The 15493-nt window shown below is 70.4% G+C and carries 21 protein-coding genes, 1 tRNA gene and 1 pseudogene; 14 read left to right on the top strand and 9 right to left on the bottom strand.

Annotated elements, in window-relative coordinates; genetic code table 11:
* The first annotated feature begins 64 nt into the window (after window positions 1–64).
* Window positions 65–742: a hemolysin III family protein gene (locus tag ACIBF8_RS15370; protein WP_396783479.1), complete on the top strand. Its 678-nt coding sequence runs from the start codon at window positions 65–67 to the stop codon at window positions 740–742.
* Between the two features lie 118 nt (window positions 743–860).
* On the opposite strand, the gene ACIBF8_RS15365 is transcribed toward ACIBF8_RS15370, so the two are convergent.
* Entirely contained in the window at window positions 861–1148 is a 288-nt protein-coding gene (locus ACIBF8_RS15365) for a DUF6458 family protein (protein ID WP_396783478.1), read from the bottom strand.
* Window positions 1149–1260: 112 nt separating this feature from the next.
* On the opposite strand from ACIBF8_RS15365, the gene ACIBF8_RS15360 reads away from it, so the two are divergent.
* Window positions 1261–1800, top strand: coding sequence for a SixA phosphatase family protein (locus ACIBF8_RS15360; RefSeq protein WP_396783476.1), 540 nt, complete (start codon window positions 1261–1263; stop codon window positions 1798–1800).
* Between the two features lie 56 nt (window positions 1801–1856).
* Here ACIBF8_RS15360 and ACIBF8_RS15355 read toward each other — a convergent pair whose 3' ends face one another.
* The 4 genes from ACIBF8_RS15355 to ACIBF8_RS15340 form a co-directional block, all read right to left on the bottom strand.
* A complete protein-coding gene (locus ACIBF8_RS15355) occupies window positions 1857–2126 on the bottom strand; it encodes a DUF6458 family protein (RefSeq protein ID WP_030332052.1) in 270 nt (89 codons plus the stop codon).
* A gap of 190 nt (window positions 2127–2316) precedes the next feature.
* Window positions 2317–4173 (bottom strand): acyl-CoA dehydrogenase, encoded by a 1857-nt coding sequence (locus ACIBF8_RS15350; protein WP_396783474.1) that lies wholly within the window; start codon window positions 4171–4173, stop codon window positions 2317–2319.
* A gap of 128 nt (window positions 4174–4301) precedes the next feature.
* Entirely contained in the window at window positions 4302–5426 is a 1125-nt protein-coding gene (locus ACIBF8_RS15345) for a PP2C family protein-serine/threonine phosphatase (protein WP_396783766.1), read from the bottom strand.
* 104 nt (window positions 5427–5530) lie between these two features.
* Entirely contained in the window at window positions 5531–6163 is a 633-nt protein-coding gene (locus tag ACIBF8_RS15340) for a septal ring lytic transglycosylase RlpA family protein (protein ID WP_396783473.1), read from the bottom strand.
* A 187-nt stretch (window positions 6164–6350) separates the two neighbouring features.
* Here ACIBF8_RS15340 and ACIBF8_RS15335 point away from each other — a divergent pair, with 187 nt between their 5' ends.
* Both ACIBF8_RS15335 and ACIBF8_RS15330 read left to right on the top strand, forming a co-directional pair.
* Window positions 6351–6902 (top strand): phosphoribosyltransferase family protein, encoded by a 552-nt coding sequence (locus ACIBF8_RS15335; RefSeq protein ID WP_396783471.1) that lies wholly within the window; start codon window positions 6351–6353, stop codon window positions 6900–6902.
* A gap of 147 nt (window positions 6903–7049) precedes the next feature.
* Window positions 7050–7481, top strand: coding sequence for an ASCH domain-containing protein (locus ACIBF8_RS15330; protein WP_396783470.1), 432 nt, complete (start codon window positions 7050–7052; stop codon window positions 7479–7481).
* Between the two features lie 94 nt (window positions 7482–7575).
* On the opposite strand, the gene ACIBF8_RS15325 is transcribed toward ACIBF8_RS15330, so the two are convergent.
* Window positions 7576–8457 (bottom strand): LLM class flavin-dependent oxidoreductase, encoded by an 882-nt coding sequence (locus ACIBF8_RS15325; protein ID WP_396783468.1) that lies wholly within the window; start codon window positions 8455–8457, stop codon window positions 7576–7578.
* Here ACIBF8_RS15325 and ACIBF8_RS15320 point away from each other — a divergent pair.
* From ACIBF8_RS15320 to ACIBF8_RS15305, 4 genes are all read left to right on the top strand, one after another.
* The gene (locus tag ACIBF8_RS15320) at window positions 8456–8617 is read left to right on the top strand and encodes a hypothetical protein (protein WP_396783466.1); all 162 of its coding nucleotides are present in this window, start codon (window positions 8456–8458) and stop codon (window positions 8615–8617) included. The genes ACIBF8_RS15325 and ACIBF8_RS15320 overlap by 2 nt on opposite strands.
* Before the next feature lie 56 nt (window positions 8618–8673).
* Entirely contained in the window at window positions 8674–9102 is a 429-nt protein-coding gene (locus ACIBF8_RS15315; protein WP_396783465.1) for a hypothetical protein, read from the top strand.
* 76 nt (window positions 9103–9178) lie between these two features.
* Window positions 9179–9883, top strand: coding sequence for a dihydrofolate reductase family protein (locus ACIBF8_RS15310; protein ID WP_396783464.1), 705 nt, complete (start codon window positions 9179–9181; stop codon window positions 9881–9883).
* A gap of 33 nt (window positions 9884–9916) precedes the next feature.
* Window positions 9917–10561, top strand: coding sequence for a dihydrofolate reductase family protein (locus ACIBF8_RS15305; RefSeq protein ID WP_396783463.1), 645 nt, complete (start codon window positions 9917–9919; stop codon window positions 10559–10561).
* Window positions 10562–10590: 29 nt separating this feature from the next.
* On the opposite strand, the gene ACIBF8_RS15300 is transcribed toward ACIBF8_RS15305, so the two are convergent.
* Complete coding sequence (locus ACIBF8_RS15300; RefSeq protein WP_396783461.1) at window positions 10591–10956, bottom strand: VOC family protein; 366 nt, start codon at window positions 10954–10956, stop codon at window positions 10591–10593.
* Between the two features lie 163 nt (window positions 10957–11119).
* Between ACIBF8_RS15300 and ACIBF8_RS15295 the strand changes: the two genes are divergently transcribed.
* From ACIBF8_RS15295 to ACIBF8_RS15275, 5 genes and pseudogenes are all read left to right on the top strand, one after another.
* A complete protein-coding gene (locus ACIBF8_RS15295; protein WP_396783459.1) occupies window positions 11120–11875 on the top strand; it encodes a hypothetical protein in 756 nt (251 codons plus the stop codon).
* The gene (locus ACIBF8_RS15290) at window positions 11872–12225 is read left to right on the top strand and encodes a transcriptional regulator (protein WP_396783457.1); all 354 of its coding nucleotides are present in this window, start codon (window positions 11872–11874) and stop codon (window positions 12223–12225) included. The genes ACIBF8_RS15295 and ACIBF8_RS15290 overlap by 4 nt, the downstream gene beginning before the upstream one ends.
* 36 nt (window positions 12226–12261) lie before the next feature.
* Window positions 12262–12420 carry a nitroreductase/quinone reductase family protein gene (locus ACIBF8_RS15285; protein WP_396783765.1) on the top strand — a complete coding sequence of 53 codons (159 nt, stop codon included), beginning with the start codon at window positions 12262–12264 and terminating at the stop codon, window positions 12418–12420.
* Window positions 12421–12456: 36 nt separating this feature from the next.
* Window positions 12457–13506, top strand: a complete 1050-nt coding sequence (locus ACIBF8_RS15280; RefSeq protein WP_396783455.1) for an LD-carboxypeptidase — start codon at window positions 12457–12459, stop codon at window positions 13504–13506.
* Between the two features lie 36 nt (window positions 13507–13542).
* A pseudogene (locus tag ACIBF8_RS15275) lies at window positions 13543–13764 on the top strand (DUF6924 domain-containing protein); the annotation flags it as partial.
* Window positions 13765–13865: 101 nt separating this feature from the next.
* Here the strand turns inward: ACIBF8_RS15275 and ACIBF8_RS15270 are convergent.
* A tRNA-Gly gene (locus tag ACIBF8_RS15270) sits at window positions 13866–13939 on the bottom strand.
* Between the two features lie 262 nt (window positions 13940–14201).
* Complete coding sequence (locus ACIBF8_RS15265; protein ID WP_396783454.1) at window positions 14202–14759, bottom strand: pyridoxamine 5'-phosphate oxidase family protein; 558 nt, start codon at window positions 14757–14759, stop codon at window positions 14202–14204.
* 99 nt (window positions 14760–14858) lie between these two features.
* On the opposite strand from ACIBF8_RS15265, the gene dcd reads away from it, so the two are divergent.
* A complete protein-coding gene (dcd, locus tag ACIBF8_RS15260; protein WP_396783452.1) occupies window positions 14859–15437 on the top strand; it encodes a dCTP deaminase in 579 nt (192 codons plus the stop codon).
* Window positions 15438–15493: the final 56 nt, after the last annotated feature.

Here is a 15493-nt window from a genome sequence, read left to right as displayed (position 1 = left end):
GACGGTGCCGGGTATCACCAAAGCCACTACTTCCAAGTAACCTACGGTGCCGTAACCTGACTACGTGAGCACCTCCGCCCCGCTTCGCCTGAAGCCGGTCGACATCGGCAAGCCCCGGATGCGCGGCTGGCTACACACGTACGCCTTCTTCGTCGCCCTGGTCTGCGGCATCGTGCTCTGCTCGATCGCCGCGACCCGACCGGGGTGGGCGCCCCTGGTCAGCTGTCTCATCTACAGCCTGACGGTCTGCGGGCTCTTCGGCACGAGCGCCCTGTACCACCGTCGAGTGTGGTCAGAGCGCGGCTACCAGGTGATGCGCCGGATGGACCATTCGATGATCTTCGTGTTCATCGCCGGCACGTACACACCGCTCTGCGCGATGCTGCTCGCGCCCCGGCCGGCCACCGTGATGCTGGCCGTGGTCTGGGGCGGCGCGCTGGCCGGCGTGGCGGTCAAGGTGGTCTGGCCGCACGCCCCGCGCTGGGTGTCCGCGCCGCTCTACCTGGCGCTGGGCTGGGTGGCGGTGGCCATGCTGCCGGAGATCCTGCACGGCGGCGGCGTCGCGGCGCTGGTGCTGCTGATCACCGGTGGCGCGATCTACAGCATCGGAGCGGTCTTCTACGCGTTGCGCCGGCCCAATCCGTGGCCGACCGTCTTCGGCCACCACGAGTTCTTCCATGCCTGCACGCTGGTCGCGGCGCTCTGCCACCACATCGCGATCTACTTCGCGCTGTTCGCCTGATCCTTCGTGGACGGGTGCACCGGCCGCGAGCCGATGCAGGCGGGCCGGGGGCCCAGAGGGCCGATACGCGAGCCGGGGCCCCGCCACGCTGCGGGACCCCGGAGTGTGCGAGCGAGGATCAGACCGGCCGGCCCGGCCGACGCACCTCGCGGTACTCCCGCATGACCTGGTCGTCCTGGACCGGCACGACCCGGTCGGCCACCACGCGCTCCTCGCGTACCGGGGCGGCGACCACCGCACGGCGGCGGCTGCTCCAGAAGTAGAGGGTGGCGAGCAGGCCGGCGACGCCGGCGAGCATCAGCACCCAGCCGACCACGGCCAGGTCCAGCCAGCCCAGGTCGGCCTCCACTGCGAACGCGAAGATCGCACCTAGCGCGATCAAGAAGATGCTGCCACCAATGCCCATGTCTCGCTCCTCGGCTCTAACCTGGCGTACGTCGCGCCGCGGCCGTCGGTAGGGGTGCGGCATCCATCGACTTACCCAGGCACGGAGATCCCCAATCGGGCAAGCTGGGGGCATGACGGACGCCCACCTCGAGACCCGGACACTGGTGTTGCTGCGGCATGCGAAGGCGGAACAGGGCAGCGACGCGGCGGACGACGCCGAGCGTCCGCTCAGCGCACGCGGGAACGCCGACGCGGCCGCGGCGGGCGCCTGGTTGGCGCACCACGGGTTGCTGCCCGACGTGGTGATCTGCTCGACGGCCCGCCGCACTCGGCAGACCTGGCATCAGGTGGCGATGGGGATGACCGGTTCGCCGCCGGAGGGCGGCCCGACCGGGCCTCGCCCAACCGTCCGTTATGAGCCGGGCGCGTACGACGCGCACCCCGAGGAGTTGCTGTCGTTGGTCCGCACGGTGGACTCGACAGCCCGCGTGGCGCTGCTTATTGCCCACAATCCGGGCATATCACTGCTCTCCGCACTCCTTGATCCGGGCGGGTTCACCGATGAGGGATTGCGCACCGCCGAGCTGGCGGTGCACCAGTCTCCGCTCGGCTGGGCCGAGCTGAGTCGGGCGGAAGCGCCGCTCACGACCCGGCACACCGCACGAGACTGAGCCACCCATCGACGATCGACGGGTGGCTCAGGGGTACGCGCCCAGGTCGCGCAGGATCAGGACGGCGGCGCGGTTGGTGGCGGAGGATCTGGCGGCGGCGGCATCATCGCCGTCGGATGAGACAGCCGGTTCTCCTCCACGATGAGGGTCCGCGCCCGCTTGCGCCGGTCCTGCCAGAACCAGAGCGTGGTCAGCAGTACGGCGAGCCCGGCCAGGATGAACACCCAGCCGACCGCCCGTACGTCGATCCACCAGACGTTGGCTCTCAGCGCGAAGGTCAGAATCGCGCCGATCGCGATGAGAAAAATGCCGCTTCCTACACCCATGTGCGCTGCACTCCCCCGTGCGGTGGCTCTGGGCGTTCCCTTTCGAGGTCACACGACGGTTACCCGCCACGCCACCGGCATACCCGGCCGGGCTCGGCCAATACGTGCCGCCACCGGTGCGAGACGCCGACGGCCGACGAGGCAGACACGCCCCGCCGGCCGTCGGCGCTGGGTGGTGCGACCCAGGGGCCTAGAAGGCCTCCTCCGGGAGGTCCATGATGTCGAGGTCGGCGCCCTCGATGATCCGTCGGTCGGCACCGATGCGGGGCAGCACCTCACGGGCGAAGAAACGGGCAGCGGCCACCTTGCCGGTGTAGAACGCCTTGTCGCTGGCGGAGACCTCACCGGCCAGCGCCTTCAGCGCCACGTCGGCCTGCCGCTGGAGCAACCAGCCGACCACCAGGTCGCCGACCGCCAGCAGGAACCGCCGGCTGCTCAGCCCGACCTTGTAGAGCGCCCGGGTGTCGCCGCCCTGCGCCTCGCCCAGCCACCCGGTCAGCACGCCGAGGATGTTCTGGATCTCGGCCAGCGCCTTGCCGAGCGCCTGCCGCTCCTCCTTGAGCTGACCGTTGCCCGCCTCGGAGGAGATGAACTCCTGGATCTCGCCGGAGACCGCCAGCAGCGCCTTGCCGTTGTCCCGAACGATCTTGCGGAAGATCAGGTCCAGGCTCTGGATGGCGGTGGTGCCCTCGTACAGGGTGTCGATCTTGGCGTCCCGGACGTACTGCTCCAGCGGGTAGTCCTGGAGGAACCCGGAGCCGCCGAAGGTCTGCAGGGCCTCGTGCCCGAGCAGCTCGTACGCCCGCTCCGAACCGACGCCCTTGACCAGCGGCAGCAGCAGGTCGTTGACCCGCTTGGCCAGCTTGGTGGCCTTCTCGTCACCGGCGGCCTCGGCGAGCGCGACCTTGTCCTGCCAGGTGGCGGTGTAGAGGACCAGGGCGCGAAGACCCTCGGCGTACGACTTCTGCAGCAGCAGCGAGCGGCGCACGTCCGGGTGGTGGGTGATGGTGACCCGGGGGGCGGTCTTGTCCGCCTGCTGGATCAGGTCGGCGCCCTGCACCCGGTTCTTCGCGTACTCCAGGGCGTTGAGGTAGCCGGTGGACAGGGTGGCGATGGCCTTGGTGCCGACCATCATCCGGGCGTACTCAATGATCATGAACATCTGCCGGATGCCGTCGTGCCGGTCGCCCAGCAGCCAGCCCTTGGCCGGTACGCCGTGCTCGCCGAAGGTCACCTCGCAGGTGTTGGAGACCTTCAGGCCCATCTTGTGCTCGACGTTGGTGGCGTAGACGCCGTTGCGCTCGCCCAGCTCACCAGTGGTCTCGTCGAAGTGGAACTTCGGCACCACGAAGAGCGAGAGGCCCTTGGTGCCGGGGCCACCGACACCCTCCACGCCGACCGGACGGGCCAGCACGTAGTGCACGATGTTGTCGCTCAGGTCGTGCTCACCGGAGGTGATGAAGCGCTTCACGCCCTCGATGTGCCAGCTGCCGTCGGGCTGCTGGATCGCCCGGGTACGGCCCGCGCCCACGTCCGAGCCGGCATCCGGCTCGGTGAGCACCATGGTGGAGCCCCACTGCTTGTCGATGAAGAGCTTGGCCCACCGCTTCTGCCGCTCGTTGCCCTCGACGTGCAGCACGTGCGCGAAGGACGGGCCGGAGGCGTACATCCAGACCGGGGCGTTCGAGCCGAGCACCAGCTCGGCGAGCGCCCACCAGAGGGCGCGCGGGGCATTGGTGCCACCCAGCGCCGGCGGCAGGTCCAGGCGCCAGAACTCGGAGTCCATGAATGCCTGGTAGGACTTCTTGAACGACTCCGGCAGCGGCGCGGTGTGCGTGGCCGGGTCGAAGACCGGCGGGTTGCGGTCACTGTCCGTGTAGCTGGCGGCCAGATCCTCGCGGGCGAGGCGGTCGACCTCAGCGAGGAAGCTGCGGGCGGTGTCGGTGTCGAGATCCGAGTACGGCTCCTGGCCGAACGCCCGGTCCGCCCCGAAGACCTCGAACAGGTTGAACTCGAGATCCCGGAGGTTGCTCTTGTAGTGGGTCATGCTCGCTGGCCCCGCTTCCGGACAGGTGTTACCGATCAGTAACCCCGACTGTATTACTCGCGGGTAGGCAGCGACAAGCGGATCACCCAAGTGACGGCGATTACACACTCCGGCCGCACCGGGTCGGATCAGCTCTCGGCGGCGCCGACCTCCCAGCTCGGGACGGCCACCGCCGCGCCGGTACGAGCGCCGACGTACTCCATGAGGACCAACGCGATGTCGTCGTCGAGCCGACCATGGACCCACTCGACCAGGGCGGTCTCCAGCGAGGCCAGCCCGTCGGCGACCGTGCCGTGGCCGAGCAGTCGCCAGGCCCGGTCGGCGGTGGGGAAGAATTCGCCGTCCCGCCGCGCCTCGCCGAGGCCGTCGGTGAACAACAGCAGCCGGTCCCCGGGCTCCAGGCGTTCCACCCGGGGACGGACCACCGGCATGAACCCGAGCGGAGGGGCCGGCGCCGGCGGCTCCAGCGGGATCACCGCACCCCGGCGCAACAGCAGCGGTGAGGGATGGCCGCAGTTGACGATCGTGAGGGTGCCGCCACGCTCCTCGACCAGGGCGGCGGTGACGAAGTCCTCATCGCCGACGTTGCGGGCCACCGCACGATCCAGGTCGGCGACGACGGCCCGCAGGTCGGCCCGCTCGTACGCCACGTGCCGGTAGGAGCCGAGGACGATGCTGGCCAGCCGGACCGCGTCCAGGCCCTTGCCGCGCACATCGCCGATGATCATGCGTACGCCGTAGGGCGTGTCGATCGCCTCGTACAGGTCTCCGCCGATCTCGGCGGTGGCGGTGGACGAGATGTAGCGCCCGGCGACCGAGAGCGTGCCGACCTGCGGCCCGAGCGGACGCAGCACCGCCTGCTGGGCCACCGAGGCGAGCTTGGTCAGCTCCACGATCCGCTCGGCCTGCCGCTGCCGGACCCATGCCACGGCCACGGCCAACCCGGTGGCGACCGCGACCGCGACAACGTTGACCGAGGTGACCAACGACATCTTCGGCGCGACCACCGCAAAGCCGACGCCGATCAGGGTCGCCGCGACGCCCACGCCCAGGACCACCAGCCAGGACGCCAGGGCTGCGGCGAGCACCGGCGCGGCCGCCAGGAGCGCGACGTAGTGCGCCTTACGGCCGTCCGCCGCCTCCACCGCCGACACGATCGCGAGCAGAACGAGGGCCGCGCCGAGGCCGGCGCGGGATCCGGGGCTCAGCGGGCGACGGCCCGACTGGAGGAGTCGCGTAGGTACGAGGGACAGTTTGCCTGATCGACGTGAACCGGTGAATGAACCTGACCCGTCGTCCGAGAAGGTTCTGTCCGGGCGGCCCACTCGGTCGGCCGAATCGGCGTCGCCCGTCCCGATCAGCCGAGGACCTCGTAGCGGACGGTGAGCGCACCCACGTCGACCGAGGCGATGGTGGCGAAGGCGGCCCGGGAGAGGTCCAGGCAGCGACCCTCGATGAACGGGCCACGGTCGTTGATCCGCACCGTCACCGACTTGCCGTTGGCCGGGTTGGTCACCCGGACCTTGGTGTTGAACGGCAGCGTCTTGTGCGCGGCGGTCAGCGCGTCGGGGTTGAACGACTCACCGTTGGCGGTGAGCTGCCCGTCGGAGTAGAACGAGGCGCCGCACGAGCCGCTGTCCAGCACCTTGGCCGCGGCCGTGGTCTTCTTGACGGTCGGCTTCGGCTTCGGCGACGCGGTGCGGGCCTTGGCCCGGGAGGCGGCCTGCTGGGACCGGGTCGCCGACGGGCTGGCGGTCGCGCTCGGCGAGGCGCCGGCACTCGGCGAGACGGCCGGGGAGCTGGGGGTGAGGCTGCTCGCGGCGGTGGTCGGGGCGAGGTCGAGGGCCAGCTGCCCCGACTGGTCGGAGCTGGAGGTCAGTTGCACGGCACCGAACGTGCCCCCGACCGCGAGGGCGACGCCGACCGCCGCGGTGGCCACGATGCCCGCCGGGGAGGAGAAGATGCGGGTACGGGAGTGCTTGCCTGCCACCGGCCCGGTCCTTTCGTCGTCTGAACAAACCGGGTCGGACCGTAACGAGAGAAGTACTTCCGAAGTCAACGTGATCATGGCGGTATGCCCGTATTTGCACAGGTACGTGTAGCCGATCATCCGACCCGGGGTGGGCCGGCCGGCCCGGGTGCCGCCGCGCCGACCGCACGTGCCGCAGGATGAGCGGATGCCCGCTGAGCTGACCGATCGCCTGGCCACCCTGTTCCGCTGGATCGACCCCGGGCCGGGCACCAGTCACCTGGTCAGCGACATCTCCGGTTGGTGGCGGGACCCGGCGGTGTTGGCCGAACTGGGACCGGCCCTGGTGGCGCCGTACCGGGCCGCCCGGCCGACGGTGGTGCTGGCCCCCGCCGTCACCGGCCTGCTGCTCGGGCCGTTGGCCGCCACCGCCCTCGGAGTCGGCTTCGTGGCGGCCCACAAAGCCGGCGACGGGCGACTACCGGCCGGGCCGCTCACCTGGGCGCAGAGCCCGCCGGACTACCGGGGCCGACGGGTCGACCTCGCCGTACGGGACCGGCACCTCGGCCCCGACGACCGGGTGCTGGTGGTGGACGACTGGGTGCGCACCGGCGCGCAGCTCCGCGCCCTCTACGACATCTGCGCCGCACGTGGCGCCGACGTGCTGGGCACCGCCGTGGTGGCCGTGGACTGCCCGCCCGACGTCGCGGCCGACCTACGGATCACCGGCCTGATCGACGCCGCGGATCTGCCCGCTTGACCCGAAGCGAGGTGCGCCCGGTGCGGAGCCCGGCCGAGGCGCAGCGCGCGCTCCGCACGCTGGTGTACGCCCCGGCCGACGGCATCGCGAGCGGGGCGACGCGTATTGCGACAGCGTCCCGGGCCGTGCTGGCCTAGCCTCGGCAGGATGTGGCCTCGGATCGGTGAACTGCGCGCCCTCGCCCTCGGCACCCCCGGCGAGTTGCGGGCAACCCTCAACACCCTGGTGCTGGCCGGTGTGAAGACCGCGACGGCCGGCCGGCTCGCCGAGTACGCGGAAGAGGGCGAGGAGTTGGAGCACGTCGGCGAACGACTGGCGCTGGTCGACGACGACAACGCACTGGCCGGCGTCGTGGAGATCACCGGAGTCGAGGTGGTCCGCTTCGGCGACGTGCCCTGGGACTTCGCCCACGCCGAGGGCGAGGGTGACCGCTCGATCGAGGAGTGGCGGGCCGGGCACTCGGCCTACTGGGCGCGGCTCGGCACGCCGGTCGACGGCGACACCCCGATCGTCTGCCTCCGCTTCCGGCTGGTCTCCGGCGGCGAGGGCGGGGTGGCCAGCGGCGACCTGGGCCCCTGACCCGGCGGCACCCAGCCGGGCCGGACACGGGTGGACGCGGCGGCCTCAGCCGCGGGCGGGCGCGGCGGCTCGGCCGCGGGCGGGCGCGGCGGCCTCAGCCGCGTAGCTGGGGCAGCAATCGCGTCGCCACGTCCACCAGGATGGCCTCGTCACCGGCGTACCAACTGCTGGCCCGCGGCCAGTGCGTCACCACGTCGGTGAAGCCCAACTCGGCGGCCCGGCCCACCTGATCGGCGAAGAACTGTGCGCTGCTGAGCGAGAAGACCGGCGCCGCGTCCAGCGAGAGGTAACGGTCCAGGCTGGCCGGATCGCGGCCCGCCTCGTCCAGGGTCCGGTCCATCCGCGCCGACAGCGCCGACACGCTGGCCCACCAACCCGCCAGGTCGTTGTCGTCACCGGTGCCGGTGGTCACCCACCCCTGCCCGAAACGCGCCACCAGCCGCATCGACCGTGGTCCGTTGGCAGCCACCACGAACGGCACCCGAGGCTGCTGCACGCAGCCGGGGTTGTTGCGGGCGTCCACCGCCGCGAACCAGTCGCCGCGCCAGGTGGTGCCGTCCTCCCGCAGGATCAGGTCCAACAGCTCGGTGAACTCGGCGAACCGGTCGACCCGCTGCCGCGGTGGCAGCGTTTCACCACCCAACACCGCCGAGTCGAAGCCGATGCCGCCCGCGCCCAGGCCGAGCAGCAACCGCCCGGCGGAGACGTCGTCCACCGTGGTTATCTGCCGGGCGAACGCGGCCGGGTGCCGGAAGTTCGGCGACGCTACCAGCGTGCCCAGCCGAATCCGCGAGGTCACCGTGGCGGCGGCGGTCAACGTGGCCATCGAGTCGAACCACGGGCCGTCGACCAGGTCACGCCAACCCAGGTGGTCGTACGTCCAGGCGTGGTCGAAGCCCCACTCGTCGACCTGCCGCCAGCGACGCTGCGCCTCCGCCCACCGCTGGTCCGGCAGGATCACGATGCCAATCCGCATGATCGCCACCCTAGCCGCGGCGAACCAGTGGGCGACCGAGCACGGTCTCTCCTACCTGTCGGCGGGCATCCACCACCGCAACGCCGACGCGGTGCGCTTCTACCGCCGCCACGGCTACGCGCCATCCGGCACCTCGTGGGCGAGGCGTCCGACCGGTTAGGGCCAGCGTCCGGAAGTCCTAGATCCACCGCCGCTGCCAGCCCGTACCCTCCGGGGATGCCCACCGAAGCGGTTGCTGCCCGCGAAGCCCGGGATCGCCGGACGCGCCGGATCCGCATGGTCCGCACGGTGGTGTTGCTGGTCGGGGTGGTTGTTCCGTCCCTCGTCCTGCGCGAGCTGATCGAGTCCCGGTTCGGCCGCGGGCCGATGGCCGACCTGAGCGCGGTCGCGGTGCCGATGGCGGCGACCGCGTGGCTCGCGCCGTACGCCTCCTACCGGCGGCGCGACGCCCTGCTCTGGCTGGTCGGACCGGGCATCTACGTCTTCGCCGTGATCGCCTGGCGGGTGGCCCTCGCGCCCTACCGGGACTGGAGACCGCGCCCGGAGGAAACGCCCCGGATGCGGTGGTCATGCGACCCGGACCACGCGGGAACCTGGTACCTGACCAAGCCAAAAGGTGACGCACGTCACCCTCCCGTCCAGTAGGGAGACGGCGTTCGGCTCCGACCCCTCCGGGAGCGACACCAAGTCGGGGTGCCGCCCGAGGAGAGGACCGGGCGCGATGACGAAGGTGACCGCACAGCTGTCGGTGTCGATGGACGGCTTCTACGCCGGCCCACGCTTCGACGGGGACGGCAACTGGATGGACTCGGCGGAGAGCGCCGGATTCTTCCGGATCACCCGTTGGGCGACCGAGGCGGCGGCCTGGCGCGAACGGCAGGGCTTCGCCGGCGGGGAGCAGGACACCAACTCCGAGGTGATCGCCGAATCGTTCGGCGCGGCGGGCGCGTACGTGATGGGGCGCCGGATGGCCGACGGAGGTGAGGTGCCCTGGGGCGAGGAACCGCCGTTCCGCGCACCGGTCTTCGTCGTCACCCACCGCCCCCGTCAGCGGCTGCTGCGGGGAGGCGGCACCAGCTTCACCTACGTCACCGATGGCGTGGCCAGCGCCGTCGAGCAGGCGCGTGCCGCGGCCGGTGACAAGGACGTCGCCGTGGCCGGGGGCGGCAGCCTGGTGCGGCAGGTGTTCAAGGCCGGCCTGCTCGACGAGTTGGAGCTGCACGTCGTACCGGTCGTGCTCGGCACCGGCCTGCGGCTGTTCGACGCGGACCTCGACCTGGGCGACCGGGAGGCGGTCGAGCTGACGCCGACCCGCGTCCTCGCCACCCCACAGGTCACCCACATCCGGTACGCGGTGCGCGGCCGCGCCCCACTCGTGCTCGACGACCGGGGCAGCGGGGGCGGCCCGACGGTGACCGCGAACTGAATTAACGGCCCATCGACGTAAAGAGGAGACACCATGCCGCAACTGTTTCGGGTGCAGTGCTTTAACGTTTCACGCGACGGGTTCGGCACCGGAGAGGGGCAGAGCCTGGAACGGCCCTTCGGCCACGCCGACCCCACCCCGATGTTCTCCTGGCGTGCCGCCACCGCCAGCTTCGTGTATCGCACCGAGCCGGGTGGCACGCGCGGCCTGGACGACTACCTGACCCGCGACGCCGAGTGCAACATCGGCGCGGAGATCATGGGTCGCAACAAGTTCGGCCCCCAGCGTGGCCCCTGGGAGAACCACGACTGGCAGGGCTGGTGGGGGGACAATCCGCCGTTCCACACGCCGGTCTTCGTGCTCACCCACCACGAGCGCCCGTCGTTCACCCTGGCCGACACCACGTTCCACTTCCTCAACGCCAGCCCGGCCGAGGCGCTGGCCCGAGCGAAGGAGGCAGCCGCCGGTCGGGACGTACGCCTCGGTGGTGGGGTGGCGACCATCCGCGAGTTCCTCGAGGCCGACCTGGTGGACACGATGCACATCGCCGTCGCACCCGTCGACCTGCATCGAGGCGAGCGTCTGTGGGACAGCCACACCGAACTGCTCGACCGCTTCCACCTCGAGTCGGTGCCCAGCCCCAGCGGAGTCACCCATCTCCTGTTCTGGAGAAGATGACCCGGCGTCCTCCTCCCCGGCGCGGATGTCTACAGCCGAGCCAGCACCAGCAACCGGTTGCCGTCGGGGTCGGTGACCCGCGCCGAGCGCTCACCCCACGGCTGGTCGACCGGCTCCTCGGTGACCGTCGCTCCGCCCGTGCGCAACGCACCCACGGCGGCGTCGCAGTCGTCGGCGTAGACGCACAACTCCCAGCGGTGCGAGTCGGCCAGGTCGCCAGCCTCCGGGTTGGCGGCCAGGCCGAGCTCGCTGGTGCCCAAGCGGAGGGCGACGAACTCCGGGGCACCCTCGTCCGGAAACCGATAGGTCAGCTCGAAGCCGACCACGTCCCGGTAGAACGCGATCAGTCGTGGCAGGTCAGGTGTCATCACGATCGGAAAGGCCTCGGTGAACACGGATCACCTCCAATCCGGACATTAGCTGGTGTCGGAGCTCAACAGGAGCTACCACTGTCGATCCCGCGCGGCGTCGCCGCCCCACCGAACCTCTTGCGCAGATTGATTTGCAATGCAAACCTATTGGTAGTGCAGCAGCAATCGAGACGGCCTGGAGGGCATCGTGTCGGAATCACCGAGCGCCGCGCCGAACAGCGGAAACACACCCGGAGAGCTGCTGGCGTCGGTGACCGCCCTCCAGCGGCGTACCAGAGCCACCCGAAACGCCTACTGGTTGCCGCTCCTGCTGTTCGGTCTCCTGATGGCGGTGGCCGCGCCCCTGTACGTCGAGTCGGTCGAACCGCCCGCCCTGCGCGCCACGCCGGACAACCCCGCACTGACCGGCCTCGGTGGGGACTTCCTCGAACGCTCGGCGACCCTCGGCTGGTACTGGCTGGCGGCACTCATCGGCGGCTACCTGCTCAGCCTCTGGTGGTATCGGTGGCATGGTGTGCGGGTGGGCGTCCAGACTCCGGCTCGGCCGTACGTCGTCGCCGGCATCGTGGGCACCCTTGCCGGGCTCGTGCTGCCGATCGTGCTGCGGTATCTGTTGCTCAACACGGCGACAGTGATCTCGACCGGGACCAGTTGGGTGACCACCCCGCTGTTGGGCGTATCCAATCGCGGCATGTTCCCGCATCTGGTCATCGCGGTGGGACTACTGGTGCTGGCTCGACTGGAACGCAGCCGTGGCCTGACGATCGTGGCCGTGGCCTACGCCGCAGCGGTCGTCCTCGTCAACGTCTACTTCCAGACCGCGCACTTCGAGCCGGGGGACCTGAACCGCTACAGCTTCCTGCTGGCGGCGCTGCTGCCCGCACCGGTCCTGCTCGTCGGCGGCGGCATCGCGCTCGTCAACACGATCAAGAGGTCGGCGTGAGCAGTAATGCGGAAGCCAGCAGCACCGGCAACGGCGGGCACCCGACGAACGGCCTCAGCGAAACCGTCCACCAACGCAACCGGCTCGGCATCCTCACCATCGCGGCCGAGGCCGAACGGGTGGAGGTCGCCTACCTGCGCGAAGCGCTCGAACTCACCGCCGGAAACCTCTCCCGACACCTTGCCGTGCTGGAGGAGGCCGACCTGATCCAGATCGAGCGGGGCTACCACGGCCGCAGGCCCAAGACCTGGATCAGGATCACCGAGCAGGGGCAGGCCGCACTGGCTGCCGAGATCAGCGCGCTTCGGGAACTCCTCCGACGCCACCAGGAGTTCCGGTCCTCGACCTGACGGTCAGCGTGCGATCCGGGCAGCACCTGCGCCGGCCTGGCCTCAACCATTCCCGGGGCGGGTGACCCCGCCACCGCCGAGGAGCGCCCACACCTGTGGCGCGTGATGGTTTCGGCCAGGTCGGGGTACGCGGCCTACCAACAACGGACCACGCGGGAGATACCCGTGATTCTCCTGGAACCTGACTCGAAATGAGATGCGTACGGCGGGGCAGCCCGATTGGATCTCGGCATGGAGCATGAACTTGTTCGTCCTCGGAAGGCCCGCCCCGGGGACAAGATCGCGGTCCTCTCGCCGTCCTTCGCCGCGGCCGGCGCCTTTCCCGGGATTCACGAACAGGCCATGCGACGGCTCGCCGACCTGACCGGCCTTGTTCCGGTCGAATACCCCACCACCCGCGAGGTGGGTGCGACCGCGGCAGCGCGTGCGGCCGACATCAACGCCGCCTTCGCGGATCCCCGGGTGCGCGGCATTCTCGCCGTCGTCGGAGGCGAGGACCAGATCACGGTCATCCCGCACCTGGACGCCGACCTCGCCCGAGCCGACCCGAAGCCGTTCCTCGGCACCAGTGACAACACCAACCTGCACCACTGGCTCTGGGGCCTCGGCATCGCCAGCTTCTACGGCGGCTCGTCCCAGGTGCACCTCGGCCCCGGGCCCGCCGTCGATGACATCCACGCCCGGTCGCTGCGAGCGGCGTTGCTCACCGGGGAACGACTGGAGATTACCGATCCGGGCGAGTCCGAGGACATCGGGATCGACTGGGCCGACCCGCAGGCGCTGACGTCCTTCGGGGATCGCGAACCGACGGAGCCGTGGAGCTGGTACGGGCCGCGTCGCGCCGTTACCGGCCGCAGTTGGGGTGGCTGCCTGGAGGTCATCCAGTGGATCCTGACGGCGGGACGCTTCCCGTTCCCTCCAGAGGTTCTGCGCGGCGGGGTGCTGATCATCGAGACGTCGGAGGAGCTCCTTCCCGCGCGCGAGGTCGGATGGATCGTTCGGTCACTGGGTGAACGCGGGTTCCTCAGCGCCGTCGACGCGGTTCTGGTCGCCCGTCCGCCGGTCTCCGACTTCACCCGTCGACCCGATGCGGCGGATCGGGCCCGGCTACGGGAGCAGCAACGCGACACGGTCGTCGACATGGTGGCCCGCTACAACCCCGAGGCAGTCGTCTGCGTCGGCGTCCCGTTCGGCCACACCAGACCGCAGTGGATCCTTCCCCACGGCGGCCCGGTCACCGTCGATGGCGTGCACCGTCGAATCTTCGCCGACTACCAGTAGGGGGCTGAGGCAAACGCTCCCAGAAGCGATGCGAACTGGCTCCCCTACCTGTTCGTCGCCGACGCGACCACGATGACCGACGTTGAACGCCCGCTACTCGCCGTCGACCTGAACCGCCAGCCCGGTCGCACCTTCCGGGTGCCGCCCCGCTGGTACGCGGACATCTCGAACAACCTCACCATCGCCAACATGGATTTCGCGGAGTTCGCCGATGCCGCCGACGAGTCCGGAACGTACCGCGGGCTCGAGGGCGATTGACGACCGTCGCGAGGCACCACTGATGGCACGCCACCTGATGGTTGCCCTCGGAACACCGAAGGCCCTGACCGGGACTCACGTCCTGGCCAGGGCCTTTCGTTTGGAGCGGGTGACGGGAATCGAACCCGCACTGTCAGCTTGGGAAGCTGATGTTCTGCCATTGAACTACACCCGCAAGCGGCACCACTGTACCCGAGCCGTCGAGCCCGTGCACCCAGGTACCCCCGCCGGCAGCGGCTGTTGCGTACCGCCCCGCCCGGGTTGATCCACTCGACTTCCTGGACGTCGGGGCATCCGGAGCGTCGGGATACCGCGGTTTTACCGAAACCGAGTTGATCATGCGCGGTGGGCGGGGCGCGGGGCCGGGCGCGGCCGGGCGTACACCCGGTGCCGGCTCCGTCAGGACGGAGCCGGCACCGATGACCTTCGGGCCGTGGTCAGGCGGCCGTGCACTGGACGTCGCGGCTGCGGCGGGTCGGGCGGGTCTGCGGTACGGCGAGTGGCGTGGCCGCCGCCGTCGGGGCGTGCGGGTCGAGCCAGACCCGAACGGCCGGCCGGCCCGGCGCGAGGCCCGGAATGCCTGCGGTGTGCTGCTCGCGGCGGGTGAGCATCGCCACGTCGATGGTGAACTCGAACAGCCGCCAGTCGACCTGCGGCTCGGCACGGGCGGTCTGCGCCAGTTGCGCCACCCGCACCGGGTCGGTCACCGGACGGGCGCGCCCCGCCACGTACGCCTCGTCGTCGCTCTCCTCCGGCGGGAACGAGTGCAGGGCGTAACGGCCGTCACGTTCGAGGTCGCGGCGCTTGGGAGAGTCGATGATGAAGCAGAACAGCCCCTCATCGGTGATGACCGGAGAGACCGGATGGACGCGGGGCCCGCCGTCGGCACGGACCGTGGCCAGGTAGCCGAAGCCCGGCCCGTACTGCTGGAGGAGAACGCGGATCCCGTCGGCGAGTCGGGGCTCGTCGGCGGCGAATTCGGACCAGGAAGCCATGCGGGCATTCTATCGAACAAATGTACGAGCAGCGACCTCGACGCGCTGGTCACCGGCACCGAATCCAGTCACTTTCGGCCACGCGGCTATGGTGGTCCGATGCTGCTCTCCGACCGCGACCTGGTCTCCGAGATCAAGGCCGGCACGCTGGGCCTGGAGCCGTTCGAGCCCACCCTGGTCCAACCGTCCAGCATCGACGTCCGACTCGACCGGCTGTTCCGGGTCTTCAACAACCACCTCTACACCCACATCGATCCCGCCAGGCAGCAGGACGACCTGACCTCGGCGGTCGAGGTGCCCGACGGCGAGCCGTTCGTGCTGCACCCGGGCGAGTTCGTGCTCGCCTCGACGCTGGAGGTCATCTCGCTGGGTGACCAGCTCGCCGGCCGACTGGAGGGCAAGAGCTCCCTGGGCCGGCTCGGGCTGCTCACGCACTCCACCGCCGGATTCATCGACCCGGGTTTCTCCGGTCACGTGACGCTGGAGCTCTCGAACGTGGCGAACCTGCCGATCACCCTGTGGCCGGGGATGAAGATCGGGCAGCTCTGCATCTTCCGGCTGTCCTCGCCGGCCGAGCACCCGTACGGCTCGGCGGTCTACGGCTCGCGCTACCAGGGGCAGCGGGGGCCGACTCCGAGCCGCGCCTGGCAGCACTGGCGCACCTGGCCCACCCGATAAGGCGCGACGCGGAGAACGACGAGGGCCCGCCGCGACGGATCGCGACGGGCCCTTTC

This window comes from Micromonospora sp. NPDC050276, assembly GCF_044459545.1.
Lineage (GTDB): Bacteria > Actinomycetota > Actinomycetes > Mycobacteriales > Micromonosporaceae > Micromonospora.
The sequence above is the reverse complement of the archived record's forward strand: the minus strand, read 5'-3'. Positions and strand labels throughout refer to the sequence as shown.

Coding starts and splice junctions, on each gene's coding strand:
- dcd (WP_396783452.1), top strand. CDS start 14,859: ATGCTGCTCTCCGACCGCGACCTGGTCTCCGAGATCAAGGCCGGCACG.
- ACIBF8_RS15350 (WP_396783474.1), bottom strand. CDS start 4,173: ATGACCCACTACAAGAGCAACCTCCGGGATCTCGAGTTCAACCTGTTC.
- ACIBF8_RS15315 (WP_396783465.1), top strand. CDS start 8,674: ATGCCCACCGAAGCGGTTGCTGCCCGCGAAGCCCGGGATCGCCGGACG.
- ACIBF8_RS15330 (WP_396783470.1), top strand. CDS start 7,050: ATGTGGCCTCGGATCGGTGAACTGCGCGCCCTCGCCCTCGGCACCCCC.
- ACIBF8_RS15280 (WP_396783455.1), top strand. CDS start 12,457: ATGGAGCATGAACTTGTTCGTCCTCGGAAGGCCCGCCCCGGGGACAAG.
- ACIBF8_RS15320 (WP_396783466.1), top strand. CDS start 8,456: ATGATCGCCACCCTAGCCGCGGCGAACCAGTGGGCGACCGAGCACGGT.
- ACIBF8_RS15325 (WP_396783468.1), bottom strand. CDS start 8,457: ATGCGGATTGGCATCGTGATCCTGCCGGACCAGCGGTGGGCGGAGGCG.
- ACIBF8_RS15305 (WP_396783463.1), top strand. CDS start 9,917: ATGCCGCAACTGTTTCGGGTGCAGTGCTTTAACGTTTCACGCGACGGG.
- ACIBF8_RS15365 (WP_396783478.1), bottom strand. CDS start 1,148: ATGGGCATTGGTGGCAGCATCTTCTTGATCGCGCTAGGTGCGATCTTC.
- ACIBF8_RS15355 (WP_030332052.1), bottom strand. CDS start 2,126: ATGGGTGTAGGAAGCGGCATTTTTCTCATCGCGATCGGCGCGATTCTG.
- ACIBF8_RS15310 (WP_396783464.1), top strand. CDS start 9,179: ATGACGAAGGTGACCGCACAGCTGTCGGTGTCGATGGACGGCTTCTAC.
- ACIBF8_RS15360 (WP_396783476.1), top strand. CDS start 1,261: ATGACGGACGCCCACCTCGAGACCCGGACACTGGTGTTGCTGCGGCAT.
- ACIBF8_RS15335 (WP_396783471.1), top strand. CDS start 6,351: ATGCCCGCTGAGCTGACCGATCGCCTGGCCACCCTGTTCCGCTGGATC.
- ACIBF8_RS15265 (WP_396783454.1), bottom strand. CDS start 14,759: ATGGCTTCCTGGTCCGAATTCGCCGCCGACGAGCCCCGACTCGCCGAC.